Here is a 25,347-nt window from a genome sequence, read left to right on the forward strand (position 1 = left end):
TCGGTTTGCACGATGATTTTGATATGCTAATTTGCATATCAACGTTTCGACCAATGCAAATTTGCATCGAATCCACGATACCGGAATGAACGCCAATGACGCAGACGTCGATGGAGCCGAGTGGGGTGACGGGTGATGTGCTGAGGCTGCCGGCAGGCGGATCACGGCGCTTGCCGGTCGCGAAATGGGCGGTGCGCGCAGGGGTCACGCTGATCTACCTGTTCATGCTCAGCCCGCTGATCTTCGTCGTCTGGCTGAGCTTCTTCAAGGACGCGATCATCACGTTCCCGCCGAGCGGCTATACGGTGTCGTGGTATCTGAATGCGTGGCGCAACGCCGCGTTCGCCAACGGTTTCCTGCTGTCGCTGCAACTCGCTGCCTGCGCCGCCGTTGGGGGTGTGATCCTCGGTGTGGCCGCCTCTCTCGCCCTCGCGCGATATCGCTTTCCGGGCCGCCGCACGCTGGGCAATGTGTTGCTGTTGCCGCTCGTGGTGCCGGGCATCGTCGCGGGCATTGCCACTTACCTCTTCTATCTGCGCGCGGAGAATACCCTCGACGTGGACATCGTCGGCACCTTCGGCGGCCTTGTGGTCGCGCACATCTGCCTGACCATTCCGTGGACGATGCGCCTCGTGGGCGCGAGTCTCGCGCAGATCGACGACACCATCGAAGAAGCCGCCCGCAACCTCGGCGCCGGTCCGTGGCGCACGTTCTGGCGCGTCACGCTGCCGATGTTGCGACCGGCCATCGTGGCGTCCGTGTTGTTCAGCTTCATCGTGTCATTCGAGAACCTCGAACTCACACTGCCGCTCGTCGGGCCCGGTAAAACCACGCTGCCCATCGCGATCATGCAATACCTCGAATTCAACCTCGACCCGACGATTGCAGCGGTCTCCGCCGCGCAGATCGTGTTGCTCGGCATCGTCATGCTGATCACCGATCGCTTCGTCAAACTCAGCCAGGTGATCTGACATGGCCAACGTTTCCCTTCGCGGACTGCGCAAGCAATACGGCAATGCCGCTGCCGTGGCGGACTTCTCGCTGGAGATTGCCGAAGGCGAACTCGTCGCGTTCCTCGGCCCGAGCGGCTGCGGCAAGACCACGACGCTGCGCATGGTTGCAGGCTTCGTCGAGCCGACGGCCGGCGAGATCTGGATCGGCGGCAAAGAGGTCTCGCGCCTGCCGCCGAATCGCCGCAACACCGGCATGGTATTCCAGCGTTACGCGCTTTTCCCCCACATGACGGTGGCCGAGAACGTGGCGTTCGGGCTCGAGATGCGACACGTGTCGAGCGCAGAGCGCACCACGCGCATTCGTGAAGCGCTCGACATGGTGCGTCTCACGCCGCTGGCGGATCGCTACCCGCGCCAGCTCTCCGGCGGTCAGCAGCAACGTGTGGCGATCGCGCGAGCCCTCGCCATCCGTCCCGATGTCTTCTTGCTCGACGAACCGCTCTCCAATCTCGACGCCAAGCTGCGCACCGAAGTCCGCGAAGAGATCCGCGCATTGCAACGCCGGCTGGGACTCACGACGATCTTCGTGACACACGATCAGGAAGAAGCCCTGGCGATTGCCGATCGTCTGGCCGTCATGCACGACGGCTGCGTGCAGCAGATCGGCACCGCCGACGCGCTCTATGAACGTCCGGCCAATCCCTTCGTGGCGAACTTCCTCGGCAAGATGAATTTTCTCGCGGGCCGGATGACGGATGGCCACTTTGTGACCGCGAAGGGGGAACACCTGGCGTTGGCGGCCGCCTCGCCGGATGCCACCACCCTCGGCATCCGTCCCGAACGCCTGCGCCTGACCGACACGCCCGCGCCGGACGAAACGGCCTTGCCGGTCACGGTCGATCAGACGATCTACCTGGGCTCCACGCTCGAACTGCGTCTGAAGAGCCCCCAAGGCGAGATGCTCGTGGCACATGTGCAAAACACCGCACGCGACGACGCGGGCCGTTATGCCCCCGGCCGTGCGCTCAAAGCCTGTTTCGCAAGTACCGACTGCCTATTTTTCAACGCCTGACGACACCGCCTCACTCACCCCTTGCCTCGGCCTATGAACTGGCCAACGTTTTGAAGGATGACGACATGACGCACGCCCTGAATCGCCGCACGTTTCTGAAGACCGCTTCCGGTCTGGTGATCGCTCCCGCGCTAGGCCTCGACGCGCTCTCGGCGCAGGCGGCCGACGCGTGCCCGAACGTGGTCGTCGGCACCTGGGGCGGCGACTATCTGAATCTGCTTGAGCAAAACATCGGCAAGCCGATCATCGAAGCCGCAGGCGGCAAGGTCACTTACGACTCGGCCGATCAGGTCGCGCGCATGACCAAGCTGCGCGCCGAGAAAGCCTCGCGTCGCGGCTCGCTCGACGTGGCGTGTCTGGCCGATCTCGATATGTACGACATCAACCGCTCGGGCATTCTCGAACCCGTCGATGCGAAGCTCGTGCCGAACCTTGCCAACACGCTCGAAACGCTGCGCCGTCCGTACTCGATTCCGCATATCTTCAGCGCAATGGTGATCGTGTACAACCCGGAAAAGCTCGGCACGAAGCCCGACTCGTTCATGGCTGCGCTCGACCCCAAACTCAAGGGTAAGGTCGGCTTCTCCGACATTCTCTACAACTTCAACGTGGTGAGCAGTTCGCTCGCCGCAGGCCATAAAGACGGCGATACCGCCGGGGGCATGCAGTTCTTGCGCGAGTTGCGCAAGTCGCAGCAACCGAAGGTCTATCCGTCGAACGAAGCGGTGGCCTCTGCGCTCAAGAGCGGCGACATCTGGTTCACCTGCATGTGGAAGGCCCGCGCACTGCAATGGAAGAAGGCCGGCGTGCCCATCGATTATGTCGTTCCCAAGGAAGGCGCGGTGCCGGTGACGTTCGAAGCCGCTGTGCCCAAGAACTCGCAGTCCAAGCCGTGCGGCTTCAACTACCTGAACGCGATGCTCGACCCGCGCGCGCAGATCGGTTTCGCGGAGACGATGGGCTACGCGCCTACCGTGAAGAACGCGAATCTGCCGCCGTCGCTGCAACAGAGCGTGGGCTTCACGAATGCCGAACTCGACCGGATGGTCAAGCTCGACTATGCGAAATTCACCGCCGACAAGCCCGCGCTGCTCGACTTCTGGAACAAGGAATTCAAGGTGGGGCTGTGAACGTTGCCGACACTCCCGAGCCCGCGATGACCTCGCATCCGCCGTCCTCCCGAGCCGCCCAGGCCGCCACCGCACGCGCGGTGCGCGGTGCATTCACGGGCGGCTCGCTCGCCGCGCCGGCCACGCTTGTCGTGTTGCTCGTCATCGTGTTGCCCGGCCTGCAACTGGTGCGCTACAGCTTCAACCGGTTCGATCCCGTCGACATGATGCAGGCGGCACTGACCGGCGCGAACTATCTCAAGTTCTTCACCGATCCGTACTACCTGTCGGTGTTGTGGACGACGATCAAGGTCGCCTCGCTATGTACCGCGCTCGCGCTCGTGTTCGGCTTTCCCGTCGCGTACGTGCTCGCCCGCACGCAAAGCCGCTTCAAGAGCCTGCTCGTGATGCTGCTGGTCTTCCCGCTGCTTGTGGGCAACGTGGTGCGCGCGGCCGGGTGGATGGTCATGCTCGGCAACGCCGGATTCATCAACTCGTTGCTCGTGTCGTTGGGCATCGTGCCGCAACCGATTCGCCTGCTCTACACCCCGTTCGCGGTTGTCGTAGGCACCACGGCCGTGGTGCTGCCCTACATGATCCTCACGTTGCAGAGCGTGCTCGAAGGCATGGACTTTTCCGTCGAGGAAGCCGCGCGCAATCTGGGGGCGACATTCCGGCAGACGCTCACGCGCGTGATTCTGCCGATGGCGGCGCCGGGCATCGCGGCGGGCACCATGCTCGTGTTCATTCTCTGCATGAATGCCTATGCCACGCCCGTGCTGCTCGGCGGCACCGGCATCACGATGATGACGCCCTCGATCTACGACCAGATCGCGAAGGCGAACAACTGGCCGTTCGGCGCGGTGCTCTCCATCGTGTCGATGGTCGTGACGTTCGCACTGGCCATCGCCTCGCACTGGGTCATCCACCGCCGTTATGCGAAGACGATGATGACCTGAGTTCCCCGACTGCGCTTGCCGCCCCGTGCGCCCAGCCGGCCCCGCTCGCATCTCGCCCGCGCCGTGCGTCGCGCCTGCGCTCCCTGACATTGCGCAACATTTTGCAGACAAGGATTTCGCCATGCCGACACTCTCTCACGCCACACGCCAGTACCGTCGCAGTCTGATGAACGAGTTGATGGACCGCACTCGCGTCGATGCGCTCGTGTTTACCGCCGCAGACTTCTTCCAGTGGGCCACGAACTTTCACGTGGACGTGCAGACATGGGAGCGCCCGATTGCCATTTGCGTGCCGCGTAACGGCGAGCCTTTCGCGGTAATGAACGAACTGTCCACGCACCACCTGATGATGGCCCGCGAACGCGGCCATCTCTGGCTCGATCTCGATCTCGTCACGCTCTACGCCGAGCATCCGCGTGTGACACAACGCCAGCCGCTGCTCGCCGACGTTCCCGCCCTGATCGCCGATACGCTGCGTGCTGCCGGTCTCGCCGGCTCGCGCATCGGTGTCGACGCGGCCGGTGGTCCGCTCGGGCGCGCCGGTGCGTTGCTGCCCGACGCGAAACTCGTGCCGATGCTCGCCGAGATGCGCGCGCTGCGCTGGGTCAAGCACGAAGAGGAAATCGCCGTCATGCGCGCGGCTGCCGAACTGGCCGACTGGGTGCAAGACCGCTATCGCGAAAACATTCGTCCGGGGCGTCTCGTGCAGGAACTCGATTATGCGATGGCCGCACTGATGGTCACCGAAGGCGCGAAGCGCTTTCCCGGCGAAAACCTCGAAGTCATGCGCTGCTGGACACTCTCCGGCCCTGCCTCGGCCTCGCCGCACGGCGACGGCGCATCGTGCGGCGCGCGCATCGGCGCGGGCGACGGCATGGTCAACATCGTGATCCCGCGCCTGAACGGTCTCGTCATCGAGAACGAACGCACATGGTTCTGCGGCAAGCCGTCGAGCGAGCAGGCACGTTTCTATGAGGTCGCGCGTGCGGCCAATGAAGCCGCCGTGAACGCCGCCGTGACCGGAAAACCCGTGTCCGGCATCGACGCCGCCGCGCAGGCCGTCATCGAGAAGGCCGGTTGCGGCGAGTACATCCGTCATCGCACAGGACACGGCATGGGCATCATCGGCCACGAGTACCCGGACGACATGGCGTTCAATCATCGTCCGCTGCTGGACAACGAAGTCTATTCGGCAGAGCCGGGCATCTATGTCTACGGCCTCGGCGGCTTCCGCCTGGACGACTCGGTCGTCACAGGCGACACCCCCGTGATGCTGACCAACACGCCGCGCACGCTCGCCCACGCCACGATCGATTGAGCATAAGACACGTTTGCTGGCCAGGCCGAGTGGCCTGAGTGGCAGACCAGACACATCATCCCGGAGGAGAGGTCATGGAGTCGATTCTGTTGTCGAATTGCGCGTTGCTCGACCCGGTCAAGGGCGAGCTGCGCGAAGACCACGCTGTTCTGATCGAGGACGGCCGCATCAAGGAAGTGTCCGACAAACCGATTCGCGCCCAGTCCGCGCGCGAGATCGACGCGCACGGACGCACCGTCATGCCGGGCCTGATCGATCTGCATGTGCACGTTCACGCCACGCAACTCAATCTCGCTGCGCAAGCGCATCTTCCGAACGTGCTCGTCACGCTCAAGTCGGTGCCGATACTGCAAGGCATGTTGCGTCGCGGCTTCACTACCGTGCGCGATGCGGGCGGTGCGGGGTACGCCATCAAACAAGCGGTCGACAGCGGTCTGGCCGAAGGACCGCGCCTGTTCGTGTCGGGCCGCGCGATCAGTCAGACCGGCGGACACGGCGACGGACGCCCACGCACCGACTACATCGGCACCGACGGCCCCTGCCCGTGCTGCGTGCGCGTGGGCGCCCTGTCGCGCGTGGCCGACGGCGTCGATGAAGTGCGCCGTGCCGTGCGCGAAGAACTTCAGATGGGGGCCGACCAGATCAAGATCATGGCCTCGGGCGGCGTGGCGTCGCCCACCGATCCCGTCGGGGCGTGGGGCTATTCCGAAGACGAGATTCGCGCCATCGTCGCCGAAGCGCGCGCACGGGGCACCTATGTGCTCGCACACGCCTACACGGCGCAAGCCATCGAGCGCGCCGTGCGTTGCGGCGTGCGCACCATCGAGCACGGCAATCTCGTCGATGCCCCGACTGCGCGCTACATGGCCAGCCAGGGCGCTTACGTGGTGCCCACGCTGGTGACCTACGACGCCCTCGCCAACGAAGGCAAGTCGCTCGGTCTGCCGGACGATAGCGTGGCGAAGATCGCCGATGTGCATGCGGCCGGGCTGCGCTCGCTGGAGATCTTCCGCGAAGCGGGTGTGAAGATGGGGTACGGCTCGGATCTGCTGGGCGAGTCGCAGCGTCTGCAAAGCGACGAATTCCGTTTGCGCGCCGAGGTGCTCTCCCCGGCGGAGATTCTGCGAAGCGCCACGGTCGTCGGCGCCGAGGTGCTCGGCCAGTCCGGGCAGTTGGGCGAGATCGTGCCCGGTGCGCACGCCGATGTGCTGATCGTCGACGGCAATCCGCTTGCGTCGCTGGACTGCCTGCTCGGTCAGGGGGAGCGGATTCCGATGGTAATGAAGGGCGGTAGAATCCACGCTTTCGCGCTGTAAGGCGAGTGCCGCACGCGGTGCGGCACAAGCGCAAACCTTCCGTGGAGAATCGATGGATTTCCGGCACATCGACGCCTTTCGGGCGCTGATGCTCACGCGCACGACCACCAAAGCGGCACAGGTGCTCGGCACGTCGCAGTCTGCGGTCAGCCGTCTCGTGGCCGATCTCGAACGCTCGACGCGTCTCACGCTGTTCGATCGCGCGCGCGGCCGGCTCGAGCCCACGGCCAAAGCATTCGCGCTCTTCGAGGAAGTCGAGCGCCGCTACGCCGGGCTCGATAACATCCGTGAATTCGCGCTCAATCTGCGCAACCCCGATAAGGCCGTCATTCGCGTGGGGTCCGTGCTGTCGTTCGGCCTCGGCTTCTTCGCGCGCGTGATGGCCGGCTACCGGGCGCTGCATCCGAGCGTGCAACTCGCGCTGACCACGGGCGCGTCGGATCTCATTCGCGATCAGGTCGTCGCGCACCAACTCGCGCTAGGTCTCGTGACCAACACCATCGATGTCGCCGCAACCGACGCCGTCTCGTTCGCCAAGCTCGACGCGATTTGCGCCCTGCCATCGGGCCATGCGCTCGCCCGCAAGAAAGTGATCCGTCTGGCCGATCTGAAAGGGCAGCCGATTCTGTCGTACGAGCCGACCGACATGGTGCGCTGGGGCATGGATCAGCTCTTCGCGGACGGCAACCTCCATCAGCAGGTCGTCGCCACGGCGCGTTATTCCGTCAATATCGGCACGATGGTCAAAGAGAACGTCGGCATCGGCTTGCTGCACCCGGTGTCCGCCTATGATTTTCTCGACTCCGATCTCGTGTTGCGCCGCTTCGAGCCGTCGATGCCGTTTCACACGCTGCGCATCACGCCGCGCGCCGCCGCCCCCAACGCGCAACTCGACGACCTCGTGCGGATGATGGAGACCACGCTCGAGGATGTCATGCGTGCCGTCGAAGCCCGCATGAAGCGCTGACGCAAGGCCAGCGCCTTCTCCCTACAGCATCCGGTCGCACATGAAGTCGACGAACACCCGCAGCTTGGGCGAGAGGTGACGGCTCGACGGCCACAGCATCCAGAACTGGCCGGGGTTTTCCAGATAGTCGCCGAGAAACACCTGAAGGTCGCCTGCGGCAAGCCCGTCGCGCGCGAGAAAGTCAGGCATGTACGCGATGCCCAGCCCGTGCGTCGTTGCACTCAATAACGCTTCCATGTTGTTGCATGTGAGGTGGGTGTGCAGCTTGGGCTCGCGCGTCACCTCGGACACGAACGCCCAAGGCTGCAACTTTCCCGACGTCGGAAACCGAAAGCGGATGCATGCGTGCGTTTCGAGATCGCTTGGGGTTTGCGGCGTGCCATGCCGCGCGAGATAGGCGGGCGACGCACTCAGCACGAAACGAAACGGCCCCGCACGACGCGACATGAGCGTCGAGTCCGGTAAGTCGCCACTGCGAATGACTACGTCCAGACCGCCTTCGATCAGATCGACGATGCGGTCGTCGAAATCCAGATCGAGCTCGACGTCCGGGTACTTTTCGGTGAACGCCGGCAGCAACGGCATCACAAACCGGTAAGCCGTGACAGGCAGCCCGACGCGCAATTTGCCGCGCGGCGTCTGCGATACCTGCGAGAGCATGGCGCGCGCGTCGGCCAGTTCGTCGAGCACTCGCCGGCAGCGCTCGTAATACAGTTGGCCCGCCTCCGTCAGATTCACGCGTCGCGTACTGCGCTGGAAAAGCCGCACACCGAGTGTCGCTTCGAGCCGTGCAATCTGCTTGCCGATCGCCGACGCCGACACCCCCATCGCCCGCCCCGCCGCCACGAAACTCAACGCCTCGGCCGCGCTCACGAACGCAGAGATTTCCGCCAGATTGTCCATCGTCACGCGCTCCTGTGCAGTTCGCCGCCCATCATCAATTACGGAATTTTATTCCTTAATCTACGAACCCATCGGCTCTTTATTTTGCATTGACGATTTTTTAGCATGTATGACGCGACGTCGGCCAACGTTCCCTTTCCACTTCCGACACGCGTCAGCGCGTCTTCATCAGGACTTTTTCCATGTCGAACAAGGCTTCCCGGCTCCCGCCGCACGCGGGCGCCTCGTTGCGCCGCCGTCTGCTGGGCCTCTTTTCCGTGTGTCTCGCCGCAGTACTCCTGCCCATGAGCTTCTCGGGCGGTGCGGTTGCCACACCGGCCATCGGTGCAGCATTGCATGGCAGCGCGCTCGAGATGCGCTGGATCACCAGCGCCTTCATGCTGGCGTTCGGCGGCTGTCTGATGGCCGCCGGCGCGTGCGCCGATGCGTTTGGGCGCAAACGCATCTTCCTGCTGGGTGTGGGGTGCTTGCTGCTCACATCACTGGCGCTCGCCACGTCCCGCACTGCGCTCGGTGTCGACTGGCTCCGCGCATTGCAAGGCGTGGCGGCGGCGGCAACGCTCGCAGGCGGTGGCGCCTCGCTGGCGCAGGATTTCGACGGACACGCCCGTGCGCGCGCCTACGGTCTGCTGGGCACGACCTTCGGTGCGGGTCTGGCTTTCGGGCCGTTACTCGCCGGGACGCTCATCGCGCACTTCGGCTGGCAAGGGGTGTTTATCGCCACCGCAGCCGTCGCAACGCTCGCGCTGGGCATCGGCATGTGCGGCGTGCGCGAATCGCGCGATGCGTCAGCAGCAGGGCTCGACTGGCCCGGAACGCTGTCCTTCACCGGTGCGCTCTCGTGCTTCACCTACGGCGCGATTCAGGCGCCTGCGCTCGGGGCAACGGCGCCGGAGGTCGTCGCCGCGCTTGTGCTCGCGGTGATGTTGGCCTTCGCGTTCGTCGTCATCGAACGGCGCGTGGCGCATCCGATGCTCGACCTGTCGCTCTTTCGCTACGTGCGTTTCATCGGCGTGCAGATGCTGCCCATCGCCACGTGCTGTTGCTACATCGTGCTGCTGGTGTTGCTTCCTCTGCGCTTCATCGGCGTGCATGGCGACAGCGAGGTCGTGGCCGGCTTGCGCATGATGGCCTTGTCGCTGCCGGTGCTCGTGGTGCCCTTCATCGCCACGCAGTTGGCGCGACGCATGCCCGCAGGCGTGCTGTGCAGTACGGGGTTGGTGCTGGCCGCAGCGGGTCTGGCGTGGCTGGCACGCACGGCCGGCTCGCCGGAGGCGGGCGTGTTGAGTCCCTCTCTGTGGCCTATGCTGCTGATCGGCGCCGGAAGCGCGATACCGTGGGGCCTGATGGACGGGCTGTCGGTGAGTGTCGTGCCGACGGATCGCGCAGGCATGGCCATGGGCATTTTCAATACGACGCGTGTGGCCAGTGAAGGCGTGGCGCTCGCCATCGTGGGCGCCGTGTTGATTGCCATGATCGGCACACAACTGCCCGACCTGCATGGCACGGTGACGTCCGACGTAGCACGTGCGGCCATCAATCGACTCGTCGCGGGGGATCTGCATGGGGCAGCGACAAGCGTCCCGGCTTGGGGCGAGGCAGCATTACGTAGTGCTTACGAACGCGCTTTCGCGACCTTGCTCGACGGGCTCGCGATCGTCACCCTGCTGTGCGCCGCCGTCGTGTTGGCCTGCCTCAGCGGCAAACCGCGCACCCACGCCGCCGATCTGGATGAGTCGGCCGACACGGCCCTGCGTTGACCTCGCTTGCGCGTCAAAAAGAAAAGCCCGCCGAGGCAGTCCCCGGCGGGCTTTCAGTGCATTCCTAATGCCGGAAGGGCATCGCCCTCCCTATGTCTTACGACACGATCGTTTGCGCCTCGCCTTCCTTGCGCTCGCGGATCGTGCCCAAACGGTAGACCGTCTCGCCCGACGCTTCGAGGTGCTTGACGGCCGCATCGGCATCGGCCGCCGAAACGATGACCGCCATACCGATGCCGCAGTTGAAGACGCGGTGCATTTCGGCGTCGGCCACCTTGCCGTGGGCTTGCAGCCACTGGAACAGCGGCGGTAGCGTCCACGCGTCCTTCGAGATGTCGGCCGTCAGATTGTCTTGCAGTACGCGCGGGATGTTCTCGACGATACCGCCGCCCGTGATGTGGGCCATGCCCTTGACCGGCAGCGTCTGCATCAGCGCCAGCAGCGGCTTGACGTAAATACGCGTGGGCGCCATCAGCACGTCGCGCAACGGTTGGCCGTGGAAGTCGGCGTCCAGATCCGGCTTGGCGACTTCGATGATCTTGCGAACCAGCGAATAGCCGTTCGAGTGCGCGCCCGACGAAGCCAGGCCCAGCACCACGTCGCCCGGCACGATGGTCGTGCCGTCGATGATCTTGCTCTTCTCGACCGCGCCGACCGCAAAACCGGCCAGATCGTACTCGCCGTCCGGGTACATGCTCGGCATTTCCGCCGTCTCGCCGCCGATCAGCGCGCAACCGGCCAGTTCGCAGCCCTGGGCGATGCCCTTGACGACGGTCGCAGCCGTGGCCACGTCCAGCTTGCCGCAGGCAAAGTAGTCGAGGAAGAACAGCGGTTCGGCGCCCTGCACCAGAATGTCGTTCACGCTCATGGCGACCAGATCCTGGCCAACCGTGTCGTGCTTGTTCAGCGTGAAGGCCAGCTTGAGCTTGGTGCCCACGCCGTCGGTCCCCGAAACGAGTACCGGCTCCTTGTAGCGCTTGGGCACTTCGAACAGCGCGCCAAAGCCGCCGATGCCGCCCAGCACGCCGTCGCGCAGGGTTTTCTTGGCAAACGGCTTGATCGCTTCGACCAATGCGTCGCCCGCTTCGATGTCGACGCCAGCGTCGCGATAGGAAAGGCCGGAAGTTTCGTTAGGGTGTGACATGACGGGAATGCATCAAGGTTCGGTAAAATGCGATTTTACCCGATGCGCGTGTCCTTTCGGCACGCAAACCGGATATCGGACGCCGGCGAAGGCCGTCGTGCCCTGCAAACCGTACTGTGCCGGCCTTCCGCCGGCTTTCTTCGTTCGTGATCCAGCAACTGTATCTCGACCTCGGCACACCGCCGCCCGCTACGTTCGACAATTTCATTGTCGGGCCCAATCGCGAGCCGGCGTTGATGCTCGCCGGCCTGAATGCCGAACTCTCGGCCGGCACGGCACGCGACCGCGGCATCTACCTCTGGGGGGCTGCCGGGTCCGGCCGCACCCACCTGATGGAGGCGCTGTGCCATGCCGTCGGCCCGAGCGCACGCTATCTGCGCCCGAACAGCCCGCTGGCGGCCTTCACGTTCGACGACCAGAGCACGGTCTATTGCGTCGACGACTGCGACAACCTCTCGCCCACCCAACAGATTGCGGCTTTCAATCTGTTCAACGAGACGCGCGCCCGTCCGCATTGCGCCTTCGTGGCAGCAGGTTCGCAGCCGCCAGTCGACATGCCGTTGCGCGAAGATCTGCGCACCCGTCTCGGTTGGGGCCTCGTTTTTCACATTGTGGGACTCGACGATGACGGCAAGAAACAAGCGTTACAGAATGCCGCCCGTGAGCGCGGTTTGCAGTTGGCAGCCGACGTGCCCGCCTACCTGCTCACTCATTTCCAGCGCGATATGTCGAGCCTGATGGCTTTGCTCGATCGCCTGGATCGTTTTTCGATGGAACAGAAACGCGCGGTGACCTTACCGTTACTGCGCCAGATGCTCACCCACACCGACCCCGTCACCCCCGACGGTAAAAACTAGGCAGACCCTAGCTTCAGGTAAAATTCGCGCAATGACCAATTTAGCTCTCTTCGATCTCGACCACACCCTGCTGCCAACCGACAGCGACAAAGAGTGGGGTCGTTTCCTTGTGCGCCAGGGCGCGGTCGAGCGTGACTCGTACGCGCAGGCCAACGAGGCCTTCTATCAGGACTACCGCGCAGGCCGGCTCGATATGCCGGCCTATCTGCGTTTCTGCCTCGCGCCGCTCGCACGCTATCCGCGTGACCAGCTCGACGCATGGCACACACAGTACATGGAAGAGTCGATCCTGCCGCATATCCGTCCCGAAGCGCTCGAACTGCTCGACGTGCACCGCAACGCGGGCGACCTGTGCGCTATCGTGACGGCCACCAACACGTTCGTCACGCGGCCGATCGCCAAGGCGTTCGGCATCGATCATCTGATCGGCACCGAGCCGGCGACTGCGGGTGACGATCCGAATGCGCGTTATACCGGCGAATATGTCGGTACACCGAGCTTCCGCGAGGGCAAGATCGCACGCACCGAAGCCTGGCTCGCGAGCCTGGGCAAGACGTGGAGCGATTTCGACCACGCATTTTTCTATAGCGATTCCGCCAACGACGTCCCCCTGATGGAGAAAGTGAACCATCCGGTGGCAACGAACCCCGATGAGGCGCTGCGCGGCATTGCGCTGGCGCGTCGCTGGCCCATTCTCGAGTTGTTCCAGTGATCCGCAAACTCATCAAGAAACTGTTAGGCAAAGACAGCCAGAGCGCCGGCGTCGCAGGCGACCCGCCCGCCGCCGGCCTGCCGGTCGTCATCCCGGCCTCGGTCCACGGTATCGATCCGAGCCTGCTCTCGAAGAATGCCGTACGCGTGACCGACACGTTGCAGCAAGCCGGTTTCAAGGCGTTCATCGTCGGCGGCGCCGTGCGCGATCTGCTGCTGGGCATCGCCCCCAAGGACTTCGACGTCGCCACGAGCGCCACGCCCGAACAGGTTCAACGCCTGTTCCGACGTGCGCGCATCATCGGCCGCCGCTTCCAGATCGTGCATGTGCAGTTCGGGCAGGAGATCATCGAGACCTCCACGTTCCGGGCGTTGGTCGATGCCGTCGACAGCGAGCAGATCGGTACGCGTCGTCCGAAAAAAGGCGAACTGGACCGCAAGACGCACGTCACCGACGAATCGGGCCGCGTGCTGCGCGACAACGTCTGGGGCGAGCAGGATGAAGACGCCGCGCGGCGCGACTTCACCGTCAACGCCATGTATTACGACCCGGCGGCTCAGACGGTGCACGACTATCACCACGGCTGGGAAGACATTCAGAAGCGCGTGCTGCGCATGATCGGCGACCCCGCCACGCGCTACCGTGAAGACCCCGTGCGCATGCTGCGCGTGGTTCGATTCGCGGCCAAGCTCGGCTTCAAGATCGACGAAGCCACGGCCGCACCGATTCCGCACCTGGCCCCGCTCATCGACAACGTGCCGGCGGCGCGTCTGTTCGACGAGATGCTCAAGCTGCTGCTCTCGGGGCATGCCTGGGCATGCGTGCAGCAACTGCGCACGCAAGGGCTGCATCACGGCTTGCTGCCGTTGCTCGATGTCGTGCTGGAGCAGCCGCTGGGCGAGAAGTTCGTCGCGCTGGCGCTTGCCAACACCGACGCGCGCATTCGCGCGGGCAAACCGGTCTCGCCGGGCTTCCTGTTCGCCGCACTCCTGTGGCACCTCGTGCTCGAAAAGTGGCAGGCCTATCAGAGTGCAGGCGAATATCCGATTCCGGCGTTGCATCTGGCCATGGACGATGTACTCGACGCGCAAACCGGCAAGCTGGCGATCCAGCGCCGTTTCGTCGCCGACATGAAGGAAATCTGGGGCTTGCAGGTGCGTCTGGACAAGCGGGTGGGCCGCACGCCGCTGCGACTGCTCGAGCATCCGCGTCTGCGCGCCGGTTACGACTTCCTGCTGCTGCGTTGCGAGTCGGGTGAAGTCCCTGCCGAAGCCGGTCAGTGGTGGACGGACTTCCTCGAAGGCGACGCCGCGACGCGCGACGCGTTGCTCGCTCAGGGCAGCGGATCGGGAAGTACGGCGCCGGCGGCAAAGCGTCGCCGCCGCCGTCGCAAACCGTCGGGTGGCGGGGGTGGCGAGGGCTCGGGCGGCGATCGTGGAGACGGCGGTGGCGGCGCTGAGAATGCTGCCAGCGAAAATCATGGCAAGCGGGTATCATCGCCACAGCATGGTTCCGAAGGTGCTTCATGACTGTTGCCTATATCGGGCTCGGTGCGAATCTCGGCGACGCCCGCCAAGCGATCAAGGACGCCATCATCTGTCTTGCACAGCAGATTGGCATCACCATCACGGCCAAGTCCGACCTGTATCGCACCGCTCCCATCGAGTCGAGCGGTGACGACTATCTCAACTGCGCCGTCGCCGTCGAGACAAGCCTGACCGCCCGCCAATTGCTCACGATGTGTCTGAAGATCGAACTGCATTTCGGGCGTGAGCGGCCGTACAAGAACGCGCCACGCACGCTCGATCTCGATCTGCTGTTGTACGGCGACGAGCGCATTGCAGAGCCCGATCTGATCGTGCCGCATCCGCGCCTCGCGCTACGCGCCTTTGTGCTGCGCCCGCTCGCGGATCTGGCACCCGAACTCGACATTCCCGGCGTGGGGCGCGTGAGCGCCCTGCTGGCGAATGTCGCAGACCAGCGCATCGAGCGCGTCGAGCAGTGCTGCTGCCCGACGAAACGAGCCTACGCATCATGAGATCGGCCGTCCTCGGGCGTTTTCGCTATCTGGCCGTCGAAGGCCCCATCGCGGTTGGCAAGACGTCGCTGGCGCGGCGACTCGCCGATACCGCCGGTGCCGATGTGATGCTCGAACAGCCTGCGCTCAATCCCTTTCTCGAACGCTTCTATCGCGACAGTGCACGGCATGCACTGCCTGCGCAATTGTCCTTCTGTCTGCAACGTGTGGACGAAGCGACGGAAATTGCGCGGCGCGATATCGACGGCAAGCCGATCTTCACCGACTTCCTTCCCGAGAAAGATGGCCTGTTCGCGCGGCTCACACTCGCCGCCGACGAACTTGAGCTGTACCGCAAGCTCGTCGCGCATATCGAGCGGCCGCACCGGGCGCCGGATCTCGTCATTCATCTGCAAGCGAGTCCCGAGACGCTGTTCGCGCGCATTCAGAAGCGCGCGATTCCGATGGAACAGCAAATTCCGGACACCTATCTTCGCGCGTTGTGCGACATCTACGGCGAATTCTTCTATCATTACGCCGCTGCGCCGGTATTGACTGTCGATACGGAACAATTCGACCCGGCCCACGATGACAATGACTTCGCCCTGCTGGTCGAACGCATCGATCAGATGCGCGGGCGCAAGGAAGTCTTCGTCAAGGGCGCTCGTCCCTGAGCGTCTCCAGACCCGAGCGTCGCGCCAGCGACCCCTCCTGAACCGAGGCTGACATGAGTTATCTGCAAGAATCCAACCGCAAGGCCGTGACCGTTCCCGGACTGGCCCAGATGCGCGAACGTGGTGAGAAGATCGCCATGCTCACGGCTTACGACGCGAGTTTTGCCGCGCTGCTCGACCGCGTGGGCGTGGATGCCATTCTCGTTGGCGACTCGCTGGGCAACGTGATTCAGGGCCAGCGCACGACGCTGCCCGTCACGTTGCGCGACATCTGCTATCACACCGAGTGTGTGGCGCGCAGCGTCAACAAGGCCGTGGTGCTGGCCGATCTGCCGTTCGGCACGTATGGCACGAAGGAACAGGCGTATCAGAGCGCGGTGTCCGTCATGCAGGCCGGTGCGCAGATGGTGAAGATCGAAGGCGGCGAATGGCTTGCCGAGACAGTCCGCTTCCTGGTCGAGCGCAGCATTCCGGTGTGTGCCCATCTGGGGCTGACGCCGCAGTCGGTGCACGCCTTCGGCGGTTTCAAGGTGCAGGCGCGCGAAGATGCCGCTCAGGCACGTTTGCTCGACGATGCCCGCGCGTTGCAGGCAGCAGGTGCGCAATTGGTCGTGCTGGAAGCGATTCCGGCCGCCGTGGCGGCGCGTGTCACGCCGGAGTTGCCGACAATGCCGACCATCGGCATCGGTGCCGGCCCCGACTGCGACGGGCAAGTGCTCGTGCTGCAGGACATGCTGGGCGTGTTCCCCGGCAAGTCGCCGAAGTTCTCGATGAATTTCATGGATGGCCAGCCGAGCATCGCAGCGGCCATCGAAGCGTATGTGCAGGCGGTGAAGCACGGCACGTTCCCGACGCAAGAGCATTCCTTCTGAGCGTCGGCCTCGCCGCTGCGTGGTAGAAAAATCGGTTCGGAGACGAGCCGATTTTTTCATGCCGTCATCGGCAACGTCAGCACCACCGCAAAGCCCTCGCCTTCCACCCGCTCGAAGGTCATCTGCCCGCCGTGTGCCTGAATCACTTCGGCAACCATCGCCAGTCCCAGACTTGCCCCTTCGCGGCCATCCGCGCGCGAAGAGAATGGCGTGCGCACGCGCTGCCACTCCGCCTCCGGGATACCCGGCCCGTCGTCGAAGAAGCGCAAACGCCATTGATCTTGCGTGCCGGTCACGTCGACATGAAGCCGATGCGGCGCACCGTAGGCCAATGCATTGACCAGCACGTTCTTGATCGCTTCGCGCAGGCTCAGCGGGTCACCAAGGATCATGCAAGGTGTCTCCGGCGCCTGAAGCGCAACGTCGATGTCGCGCGTGGCATAAGAGAGCGTCTCGCGCATAGCCGTCTGCAATAACTCGTTCAGCTCGACAGGCACCGGCGCCACGCTGTCGGCCCGATGCTGCACCATCGCGTGATTGATCAGTTGGTGGATGAGTCCGCCCAGTCCGCGTGCCTGCTTCTGAATGCGTGCGATGTGCGTCTGGCGCGCGGCGGCGTCCTGTGTCTGCGTGAGCAATTCCGCCTGCGCCGTGAGCGCCGTCACCGGTGTGCGCAATTGATGCGCCGCGTCACCGATCACGCGTCGCATCAGCGCACGCGATGTCGCGAGCCGTCGCATGAAGTCGTTGATCGCGCCCACGAGCGCCAGCGTCTCGGCGGGTACGGTCACCGCCAATGGCTTGAGGTCGTTCGAATCGCGCGCCCGAATCGCCGCCTCGATCTGCTTGAGCGGCAAGAGCGCCTGACGCAAGGTCCATAGGGCGGCGAGCATCGTCAGCACCCCTGTTGCGATGGTGATGAGCAGCGTGTTGTCCGCCAGCCCGCGTGTGAATCGCACCCGGGCATTCTGCGTATGCGCCAACGCCACTACCGCCCACGGATGGGGGGCAGCCACCGGCATGCGGCGCCCGACGATCGCGATGCGGATCGGCATCTCCTGATAGGTGCCGTCGACAACGATGGGGCCATCGGCCAGTTTGTCCCACGGAATGGCCGGATGGAACTCGGAATCTCCGGCCACGGAACGGCCATTCGGATCGAGCACGGTGTAGAAGATCTGATCACCCGGCGCAAGCGCGGAAAAGGCGGCGAGCGGTACGTCGACATTCACTTCGCCGTTCTGATACCAGGTGTTCTCGGCCACTTGCAGTGCGCTGCCAAGCAGCCAGCGGTCATACGCACGGTCGACGGCAGCGCGGGTCGAGAACCAGATACCGAGCAACACCGCCGCCACCGCGAGCGCCAGTACGGCGCCCATGCGCACCACCAGCCGCAGATACAGTGACCGGCCGGGAACGATCATGACAGCACGAGTTGGTAGCCCAGTCCGCGCAACGTGCGAATCTGGAATTGCGCCGTCGCCAGCTTCTTGCGCAAGCGGGCGACGTATTGCTCGATGGCGTTCGCATTCGGGGCGGGCTCGTCGCCGTACAGGCGATCCATGAGTTCGTCCTTGCCGAAGATGCGTCCCGGACGCGCCGCGAGGATTTCAAGCAACGTCACTTCGCGGCGCGTAAGCTCGATCGGCAGCCCATCGATCTCCACGCCGCGGCGCTTGCGATCGAGCGAGAGATTCGCACACGTCAACCGGTTCGTGGCGTCCTGCCCGGTGCGGCGCATGAGGGCTCGCACGCGCGCTTCCAGCTCGCGAAAATCGAAGGGTTTGGTGAGGTAATCGTCGGCCCCGAGATCGAGGGCACGCACCCGCTCTTCGATCTCGGCACAAGCGGTGAGCATCAGCACCCGGGTGGACAAGCCGCGTTCGCGAACTCGCTTGAGCAGTTCGAAACCATCGACGTGCGGCAGCATGACGTCGAGGATCAGCAGGTCGTAGTCGTCGCCGATACGCGCCGCTGCGGCCGCGCCGTCCGACTCGCAATCGAGCGCATGGCCAAGCTTGCGCAACTGGGTGGCAATCGCTTCGGCGACATCGGCAGTGTCTTCCACCAGCATGATGCGCATGGTTCCTGAGTCTCCTTCTTTTTGTATCGCCGGGCGCGAGAAGTCTTCCCGAACGCCGTGCCGCCGTGAATCTCCCGGCGTATGCCCGCGATTCTCTCGGAATTCGCCGGCAACTTCCTCGGTGTTTCCCCTGAATTCGGGCGCCCCCTGCCCGGTATGTCAGCTTCGCTACAGCTTCGCTGCTTAGTATCGAGCCGATTATAAAAGCATCCTTCAGGAGACACGCAATGCATGACGCCCCCCTTGCGGGCGCCGCCGGGACGATTGCGCCCGCGGTGCCGCCATTGCTGGAAATCGATCACGTCACGCTGCAATACAAGACCGACGACTACCTCGTCACCGCCGCGCAGCAAGTGAGCTTCAACGTCTACCCCGGCGACCGGTTCGTGCTGCTTGGGCCGTCCGGCTGCGGCAAATCGACGTTGCTCAAGGCGATTGGCGGCTATTTGCCCCCGGTGCATGGCGAGATTCGCCTCAAAGGCCGCACGATCACCGAACCCGGCCCCGATCGCATGATGGTGTTCCAGGAGTTCGACCAACTGCTGCCGTGGAAGACCGTGCGCCAGAACGTGGAATTCGCACTCACCGCGAGCGGCCGCCTGAAGGGGCGTGACGCCACCGAGCGGGCGGCGTATTACATCGAAAAAGTCGGTCTGGCGAAATTCATCGACAGTTATCCGCACACGCTCTCCGGCGGCATGAAGCAGCGGGTGTCCATCGCGCGCGGCATGGCAATGGAGCCCGACGTCCTGCTCATGGACGAACCCTTCGCCGCGCTGGATGCCCTCACCCGCCGCAAGATGCAGGACGAACTGCTGCGCTTGTGGGACGACACACGCTTCACGGTGCTGTTCGTCACGCACGGCATCGACGAAGCGATTCGCATCGGCACGCGCATTCTGCTGCTCTCGCCGCACCCCGGTCAGGTCAAGGCCGAACTCAACAGCATCGCGCCCGAGCAACTCGGCACGGCGCACCAGAGCGCGCTCGAGACGCGCATCGATCAACTGCTGTTCGCGGCCCACTGAGGAGACGCTCATGAACGCCATCGCCTCGCAACACCCCACGTCGTCCGCGCAAGCGCCCATCGAACCGGTGTACCGGCCCGAAATCGTGCTGGAGCCGACGCCGGCCGAGTTGTCCTCGATTCAGCGCCCGCTCTCCACCTTCGAGACCCTCTACCGCCTGAGCTGGCTGCGCAAGACCGTGATCCTGTGCGTGCTCGCCATCATCTGGGAAATCTACGGCCGCTGGCTCGACAACGCACTGCTCTTTCCGAGCTTCACCGACACCCTCGGCGCGTTCGCGAGCGGTCTGACGAGCGGCGTGCTGCTGTTGCGCGCCGCGATCTCGCTCAAGACACTGCTCGTCGGCTACGGCATCGGCATTGCGCTTGCCGCCGTGCTCACCACCGTCGCCATCAGTTCCAAGATCGGCAACGACCTGCTTGAGACGCTCACCGCCATGTTCAATCCGCTGCCGGCCATCGCGCTGCTGCCGCTCGCACTGATCTGGTTCGGGCTCGGCAACGGCAGCGTGATCTTCGTGCTCGTGCACTCGGTGCTGTGGGCCGTGGCACTGAACACGCACAGCGGCTTTCGCGGCGTATCGAAAACGCTGCGCATGGTCGGTCAGAACTATGGACTCAAGCGTTTCGCGCTGGTGCGGCATGTGCTCATTCCGGCCGCGTTCCCGAGCATTCTCACCGGGCTGAAGGTGGGCTGGGCGTTTGCGTGGCGCACGTTGATTGCCGCAGAACTCGTGTTCGGTGTGTCCTCGGGATCGGGCGGCCTCGGCTGGTACATCTTCGAGAACCGCAATTCGCTGGAGACGGCCAACGTCTTCGCCGGGCTGTTCTTCGTGATCCTGATCGGGCTCGCGGTCGAGAACCTGCTGTTCGCCCGCATCGAGAAACGCACACTGCATCGCTGGGGCATGCAGCATTGATCTGCCACTTTGCGGCCGTGTCTGATTGACGCCCCTTCGGGGGCATGAATAATTCGAACTATCCGGAGACGACAACACCATGAACCGACGCCATTCCACCCCTTCCACACGTCTTGCCCGGTTTGCCCGCTGGGCAAGCGCACTGACGCTCGCCGCGACGACGGCCCTCTCCACGCTCGGCAACGCCGCACATGCCGAAGCCAGCACCGTGCGCCTCTCGCATGGCTACGGCATTCTCTACCTGCCGCTGATGGTCATGCGCGACCAGCAACTCGTCGAGAAGCACGCCAAAGCGCTGGGGCTAGGCGACGTGAAGACCACATGGACCATTCTCGACGGCGGCAACGTCATCAACGACGCAATGCTCGCAGGCAATCTCGATGTCGCGGGCACGGGCGCGCCGGGCTTCGTCACGCTGTGGTCGAAGGCGCACGGCATTCCGCGCTCGGAAGTGATCGGTCTGTCGGCGCTGTCGACCGGGCCGCTCTGGCTCAATACGAACAACCCGAACATCAAGTCGCTCAAGGACTTCACGCCGAAGGACAAGATCGCGATTCCGGGCATCAAGACGTCGCTCTCCGCCGTGTTGCTGCAAATGGCCGTGGCAAAGACGTTCGGCATCGAGAACTACGCGAAGCTCGATCCGCAGACGGTCAGCCTGAGCCATCCGGAAGCATTGAGCGCGCTGCTCTCGGGCAAGACGGAGATTACCGCGCACTTCACCTCACCGCCGTTCTCGTATCAGGAACTGAAGGACCCGCGCATCAAGCGCGTGCTGAATTCGACGGACGTGCTCGGCAACATCACCATCGATGTCGTGTTCGCGCCAAAGCAATTCACCGTGCAGAATCCGAAGCTGGTGCAGGCGATTCTGGACGCGCAGGAAGAGGCCGCCGCCTACATCGCGAAGGATCGTGTGGGTGCAGCGAAGACGTTCCTGCGTGTGTCGAAGATGAATCTGCCGCAAGCCGAAATCGAGCAGATGCTCGCTGACCCGGGCCTGCAATTCACCACAACGCCCAATGGCCTGATGCAGTACGTCGAGTTCATGGGCCGCGCGGGCACGATCAAGACGCGTCCGGCGAAGTGGAGCGATCTGTTCGTGCCGCAGATGGCAGCACGTCAGGGAAGTTGAGAACGGGAAGGAAGGACAGCGGCGCAGTCTTGCGCCGCTTCGCGGAAAATGATTCCGCTCGACGCCGGGCGCATCGACGTCGCGCCCGGCGTCGACTGCACGCTGACTTAATTGACGGGCGTAGCGATCGACAGGCGATTCACATGCGCTCGGACGTGCCGATAGAAGCCGACCAACGCGCTGCAATAGAAGCTGGGATTGTCGTAGCTCTCTCCGTCGAAGCGATGGGCGACGTAGCCGCCGCCGCATGCGACAAACGCCTCACATTCACGACACGCCGCGTGGACTTCCGGATAGCGGGCGCGCGCGAGGTCGACGAAGTTCTGGAGCTTATGCTTCTCGAGACCGAGTCCCGTGTAACTCGCATCGGTCTTGCAGATGGAAAGTACGTCCAGCAGCCGATAGCTGCCATCGCTCTCGACCACCGTAATCGGTGCCAATGCGCCACCAAATGCGTCGAGTTCGGAGCGACGGCCCAACACGCCCCGAATGAACGTTTCAAAGATGCGCACGTGAAAGGCAGGGTCGTCGATGGCAAGCCACGCATCGAACCCTCGACACAGAAAAGCCAGCAAACGCGCGTGCGTATACGCCTGAATGTGTCGGGGAGGTGCGGCAAAGTTGGCATCGGGTAACAGAAAGTCGACGTCGCTCAACCCCAATGCGCGGAAGTAGTCGAGAATTCGCACCGGATCGTTGTTAGGGTCGATGACCGCCAGCACGCCGTTGAACACTCGCCGCGATTGCGGGTAGGACAGGCATAGACGAATCGCCTGCTCGACGCGAGCCCCGGTTCCTTGCTTCTCGAAATCGTATCGATGCCGATCATGCAGCGCAGGCGGGCCATCGCAACTGATGCCGAGCGTCGCACCGAACTCGGCATACAAGTCCAGCCATGACGTGTCTATCAACACACCGTTGCTTTGCGTCACGATGGCCAACTCCGCTTCGCTCAAACGATGCCGCAGATGTTCGAAGAAGCGGGCCGTGCGGCGTTTGCCGAGCAACAGCGGTTCTCCTCCGTGGATCTCCAACGTCATTCGTGCCGACGGAAACGCGTGGCGGTGCTCGGTCAGACGTTCGACCAACTGATCGAGATGAGGCTCGCTCAGGAACTTGGGGCGCTGCCGCCATCCCTGATCGACACCCTGATACATGTAGCAATAGTCGCAGTCGATGTTGCAGCGCTCGGCGACCTTGACCATCACCAGAAGATCGCCGGCACTGCCTGACGCGACATCGCTCCCCTTGCCACTGCGCGTAGTCATCGAGGCGAATGTCAATTCACTTCGCTTTGCCAGCCGCCGGCGCGCGCGCCTTGGCGGCACTCTCGTCCGAATGCGGCGCCATCAGCTTCGTATGCGCGGCGAATACCGCCGAGTCGTCGGTTCCCCGTGCCATATCCGAAATCACCGAAGCAATGATATTGGCGCCGGCCGATGCCGCCGCATCGCCGTAGTGCACGAGAATGCCCGGCAATCCCGGCACGTCGGCCAACGGCACATAGCGATCGTCGGATGACACCGGGACCACGCGATACAGCGGCACGCTATCGACCTCATGTCCGAAAGCCGTCTTGATCTTCGCCGATTGCTCCTTGCTCAGACCGAGCGAGCCCACTGGGAAAAACAGTTCCGAAGCTGCCATCTCATTGCCTCCTTCAGGTAAGAAGATACGCATTAGCATTGCGTGTTGAAAAAGAATGTCTGGAACAAACGACCGTTCTCTTTGCTGTCGCCGAAGTGTCCCTGACTCGCGTGAAAGCGACGGCCTCGGAACAGGATCAGGCGGTTGAAACGATTTGCGATCCGGTCGGTCATTGTCCAGCGCTCCCAGGCGGTGGCGTCGGCGTCGCAAGACGCGCGTTGCCGCTCATCGTCGGGATAGAGGTCGAAACCGGTTTCGTTATGCTGGAAGAATGCCGTCCCCGCCTGAGGAGGTGCGTCCGGCGTAAGGTAGACAACGCCGGACCACACAGTGGTGTGATCCGCGTGCACCCACGTAACGTCCTGCTTGAGGCTGTATTGAAACGCGCCGTTGTAGGTGTCCGGCGGCCAATACGTGATCGGCGACTTGACGATATTCTGGATAGCGTCCATCACGCCGTCGTGCAGGAACGGCCCCGTGCGGGCGCCGGGATAATTTCCTTTTACCGTGAACGCCTGATCCAGTGCAAACGTTCGGACATCGTCCGGGTCGCGGTAGAAGTTGTCGGTAACGATGATGGAATCGTGCATATGACTCACTCTGGTTTATCAGAGACCTCTGGGGTATCGGGCTGCATCCGGTCGAGAACCCACTGCTGATGTTCCGGAGTGATCTCCGGACGATCCACTTTTTCGAAACCCGCCCGGCGATCGTAGAAGCCGGCTCGAATTTCCTTCGAGACCTCGTAGATATGCGGATTGAAACCCTGTACGTCGTAGAGATGCTGCTCCACGACACCGATCAGTTTGCAATTCGATGTGTTGCCAGCGATTGACACGGGCTTCCAGCCCGCATCTCGAATCCATTGCATTTGCTCTGCCTCGGTGAGCTGTCTGGCCAGAAGCGGCGAGGCGCAGATGAAGCCGTTGTCCGCTTCACGCTTCGTAAAGCCGCTCACGGGATAGGCAAGCGGCGGAAACCGATGACCACTGAGGATGAGACGAAGATTGAGTGCCCGGCAGGTCTTCGCCATCGCGGCAAAGACGCCGCTGATGCACGATGAGCAGGGAATACGCCCCGAGGCCGATTGCAGAGACTCGCGGGCAATCCTGCGAATATCGATCTTTTCGATCACCAGCGACACACCGAAGCGCGCACAGAACGATGACGCGTTGTCCTTGACTTCATCGGGAATGAACCCGTTGTCGACGAGCACGGCGACGGGATGCAGGCCCAACTCCTTGACGGCGAGCAGCAACGTGAGGGCACTGTCCTTTCCTCCCGAGAATGCCAGCACGCAATCCGGTGTTCCCGTGCCCCGGCACGCGGCCACCACATCGAGAAGTTTGCGCTGCGTGTAATCGCCGCGCGCGGATTCCGCAGCGAAGGTATGACAGGCATCGCAGATGCCGTCCGGTGCGATATGCACGCCGGGTAAGTCCTCTGTGAGCAAACACCGCTGACAGTAGCGATCGATCGCCTGCGCAGTGCCGCTGACGGCGTCGACACGAAGTCTGCGTAACGGCGCGCCAGTGGTATCGAACAACTTCGCACGTTGTTCCGCCGACAAATTCATGAGGGTTGACGACATGATCGCAACTCCAATGTGAGCTATCGAGAGCGATATCTCATCAGGGATTCGCGGCTCGGCGAATCGGCTGCCGAGCCGCCCAATTTGTCAACGAACACGAGAGCGCAAGCCCTCTGCGCACTCTCGTGCCGTAGACATCGGCATTGCGATCAATGCAGCCCTTGGGCGCCTTGAATCCCTTGAGCCTGTTCCGAACCCTGAACACCCTGCGGTCCTTGCACGCCCTGAGCGCCTTGCATGCCTTGCGGGCCTTGCACACCTTGGGCGTGTTGATATCCCTGCGGACCCTGCATACCTTGCGGACCTTGCAC

Annotated in this window: 25 protein-coding genes; 17 read left to right on the top strand and 8 right to left on the bottom strand. The window is 63.4% G+C overall.

Annotation, left to right across the window (positions count from 1 at the left end; genetic code table 11):
• Positions 1-110: 110 nt before the first annotated feature.
• The 7 genes from C266_RS16190 to C266_RS16220 all read left to right on the top strand — a co-directional run bounded on the left by C266_RS16190 (position 111) and on the right by C266_RS16220 (position 7,694).
• Positions 111-971, top strand: coding sequence for an ABC transporter permease (locus C266_RS16190; RefSeq protein WP_371257108.1), 861 nt, complete (start codon positions 111-113; stop codon positions 969-971).
• 1 nt (position 972) lies between these two features.
• The gene (locus tag C266_RS16195) at positions 973-2,025 is read left to right on the top strand and encodes an ABC transporter ATP-binding protein (protein ID WP_010807162.1); all 1,053 of its coding nucleotides are present in this window, start codon (positions 973-975) and stop codon (positions 2,023-2,025) included.
• Between the two features lie 65 nt (positions 2,026-2,090).
• Positions 2,091-3,155, top strand: coding sequence for an extracellular solute-binding protein (locus C266_RS16200; protein ID WP_010807163.1), 1,065 nt, complete (start codon positions 2,091-2,093; stop codon positions 3,153-3,155).
• 26 nt (positions 3,156-3,181) lie between these two features.
• Positions 3,182-4,093 carry an ABC transporter permease gene (locus C266_RS16205; RefSeq protein ID WP_246189869.1) on the top strand — a complete coding sequence of 304 codons (912 nt, stop codon included), beginning with the start codon at positions 3,182-3,184 and terminating at the stop codon, positions 4,091-4,093.
• A 121-nt stretch (positions 4,094-4,214) separates the two neighbouring features.
• On the top strand, positions 4,215-5,411 hold the full coding sequence (locus C266_RS16210; RefSeq protein ID WP_010807165.1) for a Xaa-Pro peptidase family protein: 1,197 nt from the start codon (positions 4,215-4,217) through the stop codon (positions 5,409-5,411).
• Between the two features lie 74 nt (positions 5,412-5,485).
• Entirely contained in the window at positions 5,486-6,727 is a 1,242-nt protein-coding gene (locus C266_RS16215; RefSeq protein WP_010807166.1) for an amidohydrolase family protein, read from the top strand.
• A gap of 52 nt (positions 6,728-6,779) precedes the next feature.
• Positions 6,780-7,694, top strand: coding sequence for a LysR substrate-binding domain-containing protein (locus C266_RS16220; RefSeq protein WP_010807167.1), 915 nt, complete (start codon positions 6,780-6,782; stop codon positions 7,692-7,694).
• Between the two features lie 21 nt (positions 7,695-7,715).
• Here C266_RS16220 and C266_RS16225 read toward each other — a convergent pair whose 3' ends face one another.
• Positions 7,716-8,597, bottom strand: a complete 882-nt coding sequence (locus C266_RS16225) for a LysR family transcriptional regulator (protein WP_010807168.1) — start codon at positions 8,595-8,597, stop codon at positions 7,716-7,718.
• A 182-nt stretch (positions 8,598-8,779) separates the two neighbouring features.
• Between C266_RS16225 and C266_RS16230 the strand changes: the two genes are divergently transcribed.
• Positions 8,780-10,357, top strand: a complete 1,578-nt coding sequence (locus C266_RS16230; protein ID WP_010807169.1) for an MFS transporter — start codon at positions 8,780-8,782, stop codon at positions 10,355-10,357.
• A gap of 97 nt (positions 10,358-10,454) precedes the next feature.
• On the opposite strand, the gene purM is transcribed toward C266_RS16230, so the two are convergent.
• A complete protein-coding gene (purM, locus tag C266_RS16235; RefSeq protein ID WP_010807170.1) occupies positions 10,455-11,501 on the bottom strand; it encodes a phosphoribosylformylglycinamidine cyclo-ligase in 1,047 nt (348 codons plus the stop codon).
• A gap of 146 nt (positions 11,502-11,647) precedes the next feature.
• Between purM and hda the strand changes: the two genes are divergently transcribed.
• From hda to panB, 6 genes are read left to right on the top strand one after another with little or no spacing between them, the layout of a single operon-like run.
• The gene (gene hda, locus C266_RS16240; protein WP_036663352.1) at positions 11,648-12,358 is read left to right on the top strand and encodes a DnaA regulatory inactivator Hda; all 711 of its coding nucleotides are present in this window, start codon (positions 11,648-11,650) and stop codon (positions 12,356-12,358) included.
• 31 nt (positions 12,359-12,389) lie between these two features.
• The gene (locus C266_RS16245) at positions 12,390-13,070 is read left to right on the top strand and encodes an HAD family phosphatase (RefSeq protein WP_010807172.1); all 681 of its coding nucleotides are present in this window, start codon (positions 12,390-12,392) and stop codon (positions 13,068-13,070) included.
• Entirely contained in the window at positions 13,067-14,599 is a 1,533-nt protein-coding gene (pcnB, locus tag C266_RS16250) for a polynucleotide adenylyltransferase PcnB (protein ID WP_010807173.1), read from the top strand. Before C266_RS16245 ends, pcnB begins: the two co-directional genes overlap by 4 nt.
• On the top strand, positions 14,596-15,108 hold the full coding sequence (gene folK / locus C266_RS16255; protein WP_010807174.1) for a 2-amino-4-hydroxy-6-hydroxymethyldihydropteridine diphosphokinase: 513 nt from the start codon (positions 14,596-14,598) through the stop codon (positions 15,106-15,108). The genes pcnB and folK overlap by 4 nt, the downstream gene beginning before the upstream one ends.
• Positions 15,105-15,761 (top strand): deoxynucleoside kinase, encoded by a 657-nt coding sequence (locus C266_RS16260; protein WP_010807175.1) that lies wholly within the window; start codon positions 15,105-15,107, stop codon positions 15,759-15,761. Before folK ends, C266_RS16260 begins: the two co-directional genes overlap by 4 nt.
• A gap of 53 nt (positions 15,762-15,814) precedes the next feature.
• Positions 15,815-16,633, top strand: a complete 819-nt coding sequence (gene panB / locus C266_RS16265) for a 3-methyl-2-oxobutanoate hydroxymethyltransferase (protein ID WP_010807176.1) — start codon at positions 15,815-15,817, stop codon at positions 16,631-16,633.
• A 56-nt stretch (positions 16,634-16,689) separates the two neighbouring features.
• On the opposite strand, the gene C266_RS16270 is transcribed toward panB, so the two are convergent.
• Both C266_RS16270 and C266_RS16275 read right to left on the bottom strand, forming a co-directional pair.
• A complete protein-coding gene (locus C266_RS16270; protein WP_010807177.1) occupies positions 16,690-18,057 on the bottom strand; it encodes a sensor histidine kinase in 1,368 nt (455 codons plus the stop codon).
• Positions 18,054-18,716, bottom strand: coding sequence for a response regulator transcription factor (locus C266_RS16275; protein WP_010807178.1), 663 nt, complete (start codon positions 18,714-18,716; stop codon positions 18,054-18,056). The genes C266_RS16270 and C266_RS16275 overlap by 4 nt, the downstream gene beginning before the upstream one ends.
• Positions 18,717-18,943: 227 nt before the next feature.
• On the opposite strand from C266_RS16275, the gene C266_RS16280 reads away from it, so the two are divergent.
• The 3 genes from C266_RS16280 (at position 18,944) to C266_RS16290 (ending at position 21,798) form a co-directional block, all read left to right on the top strand.
• Positions 18,944-19,744, top strand: coding sequence for an ABC transporter ATP-binding protein (locus C266_RS16280; RefSeq protein ID WP_010807179.1), 801 nt, complete (start codon positions 18,944-18,946; stop codon positions 19,742-19,744).
• Positions 19,745-19,754: 10 nt separating this feature from the next.
• Complete coding sequence (locus tag C266_RS16285) at positions 19,755-20,663, top strand: ABC transporter permease (protein WP_010807180.1); 909 nt, start codon at positions 19,755-19,757, stop codon at positions 20,661-20,663.
• 79 nt (positions 20,664-20,742) lie between these two features.
• Positions 20,743-21,798, top strand: coding sequence for an ABC transporter substrate-binding protein (locus C266_RS16290; RefSeq protein WP_010807181.1), 1,056 nt, complete (start codon positions 20,743-20,745; stop codon positions 21,796-21,798).
• 107 nt (positions 21,799-21,905) lie between these two features.
• On the opposite strand, the gene C266_RS16295 is transcribed toward C266_RS16290, so the two are convergent.
• The 4 genes from C266_RS16295 to C266_RS16310 are packed head-to-tail and all read right to left on the bottom strand — an operon-like array spanning position 21,906 to position 24,874.
• Positions 21,906-23,066, bottom strand: coding sequence for a radical SAM protein (locus C266_RS16295; protein WP_010807182.1), 1,161 nt, complete (start codon positions 23,064-23,066; stop codon positions 21,906-21,908).
• A gap of 16 nt (positions 23,067-23,082) precedes the next feature.
• Positions 23,083-23,445 (bottom strand): hypothetical protein, encoded by a 363-nt coding sequence (locus tag C266_RS16300; protein WP_010807183.1) that lies wholly within the window; start codon positions 23,443-23,445, stop codon positions 23,083-23,085.
• Between the two features lie 32 nt (positions 23,446-23,477).
• Complete coding sequence (locus C266_RS16305; RefSeq protein ID WP_010807184.1) at positions 23,478-24,035, bottom strand: DUF6445 family protein; 558 nt, start codon at positions 24,033-24,035, stop codon at positions 23,478-23,480.
• Between the two features lie 5 nt (positions 24,036-24,040).
• Positions 24,041-24,874, bottom strand: a complete 834-nt coding sequence (locus tag C266_RS16310) for an ATP-binding protein (RefSeq protein ID WP_246831197.1) — start codon at positions 24,872-24,874, stop codon at positions 24,041-24,043.
• Between the last annotated feature and the right edge of the window lie 473 nt (positions 24,875-25,347).

It is taken from the genome of Pandoraea sp. SD6-2 (assembly GCF_000389825.1).
Classification (GTDB): Bacteria; Pseudomonadota; Gammaproteobacteria; order Burkholderiales; family Burkholderiaceae; genus Pandoraea; species Pandoraea communis.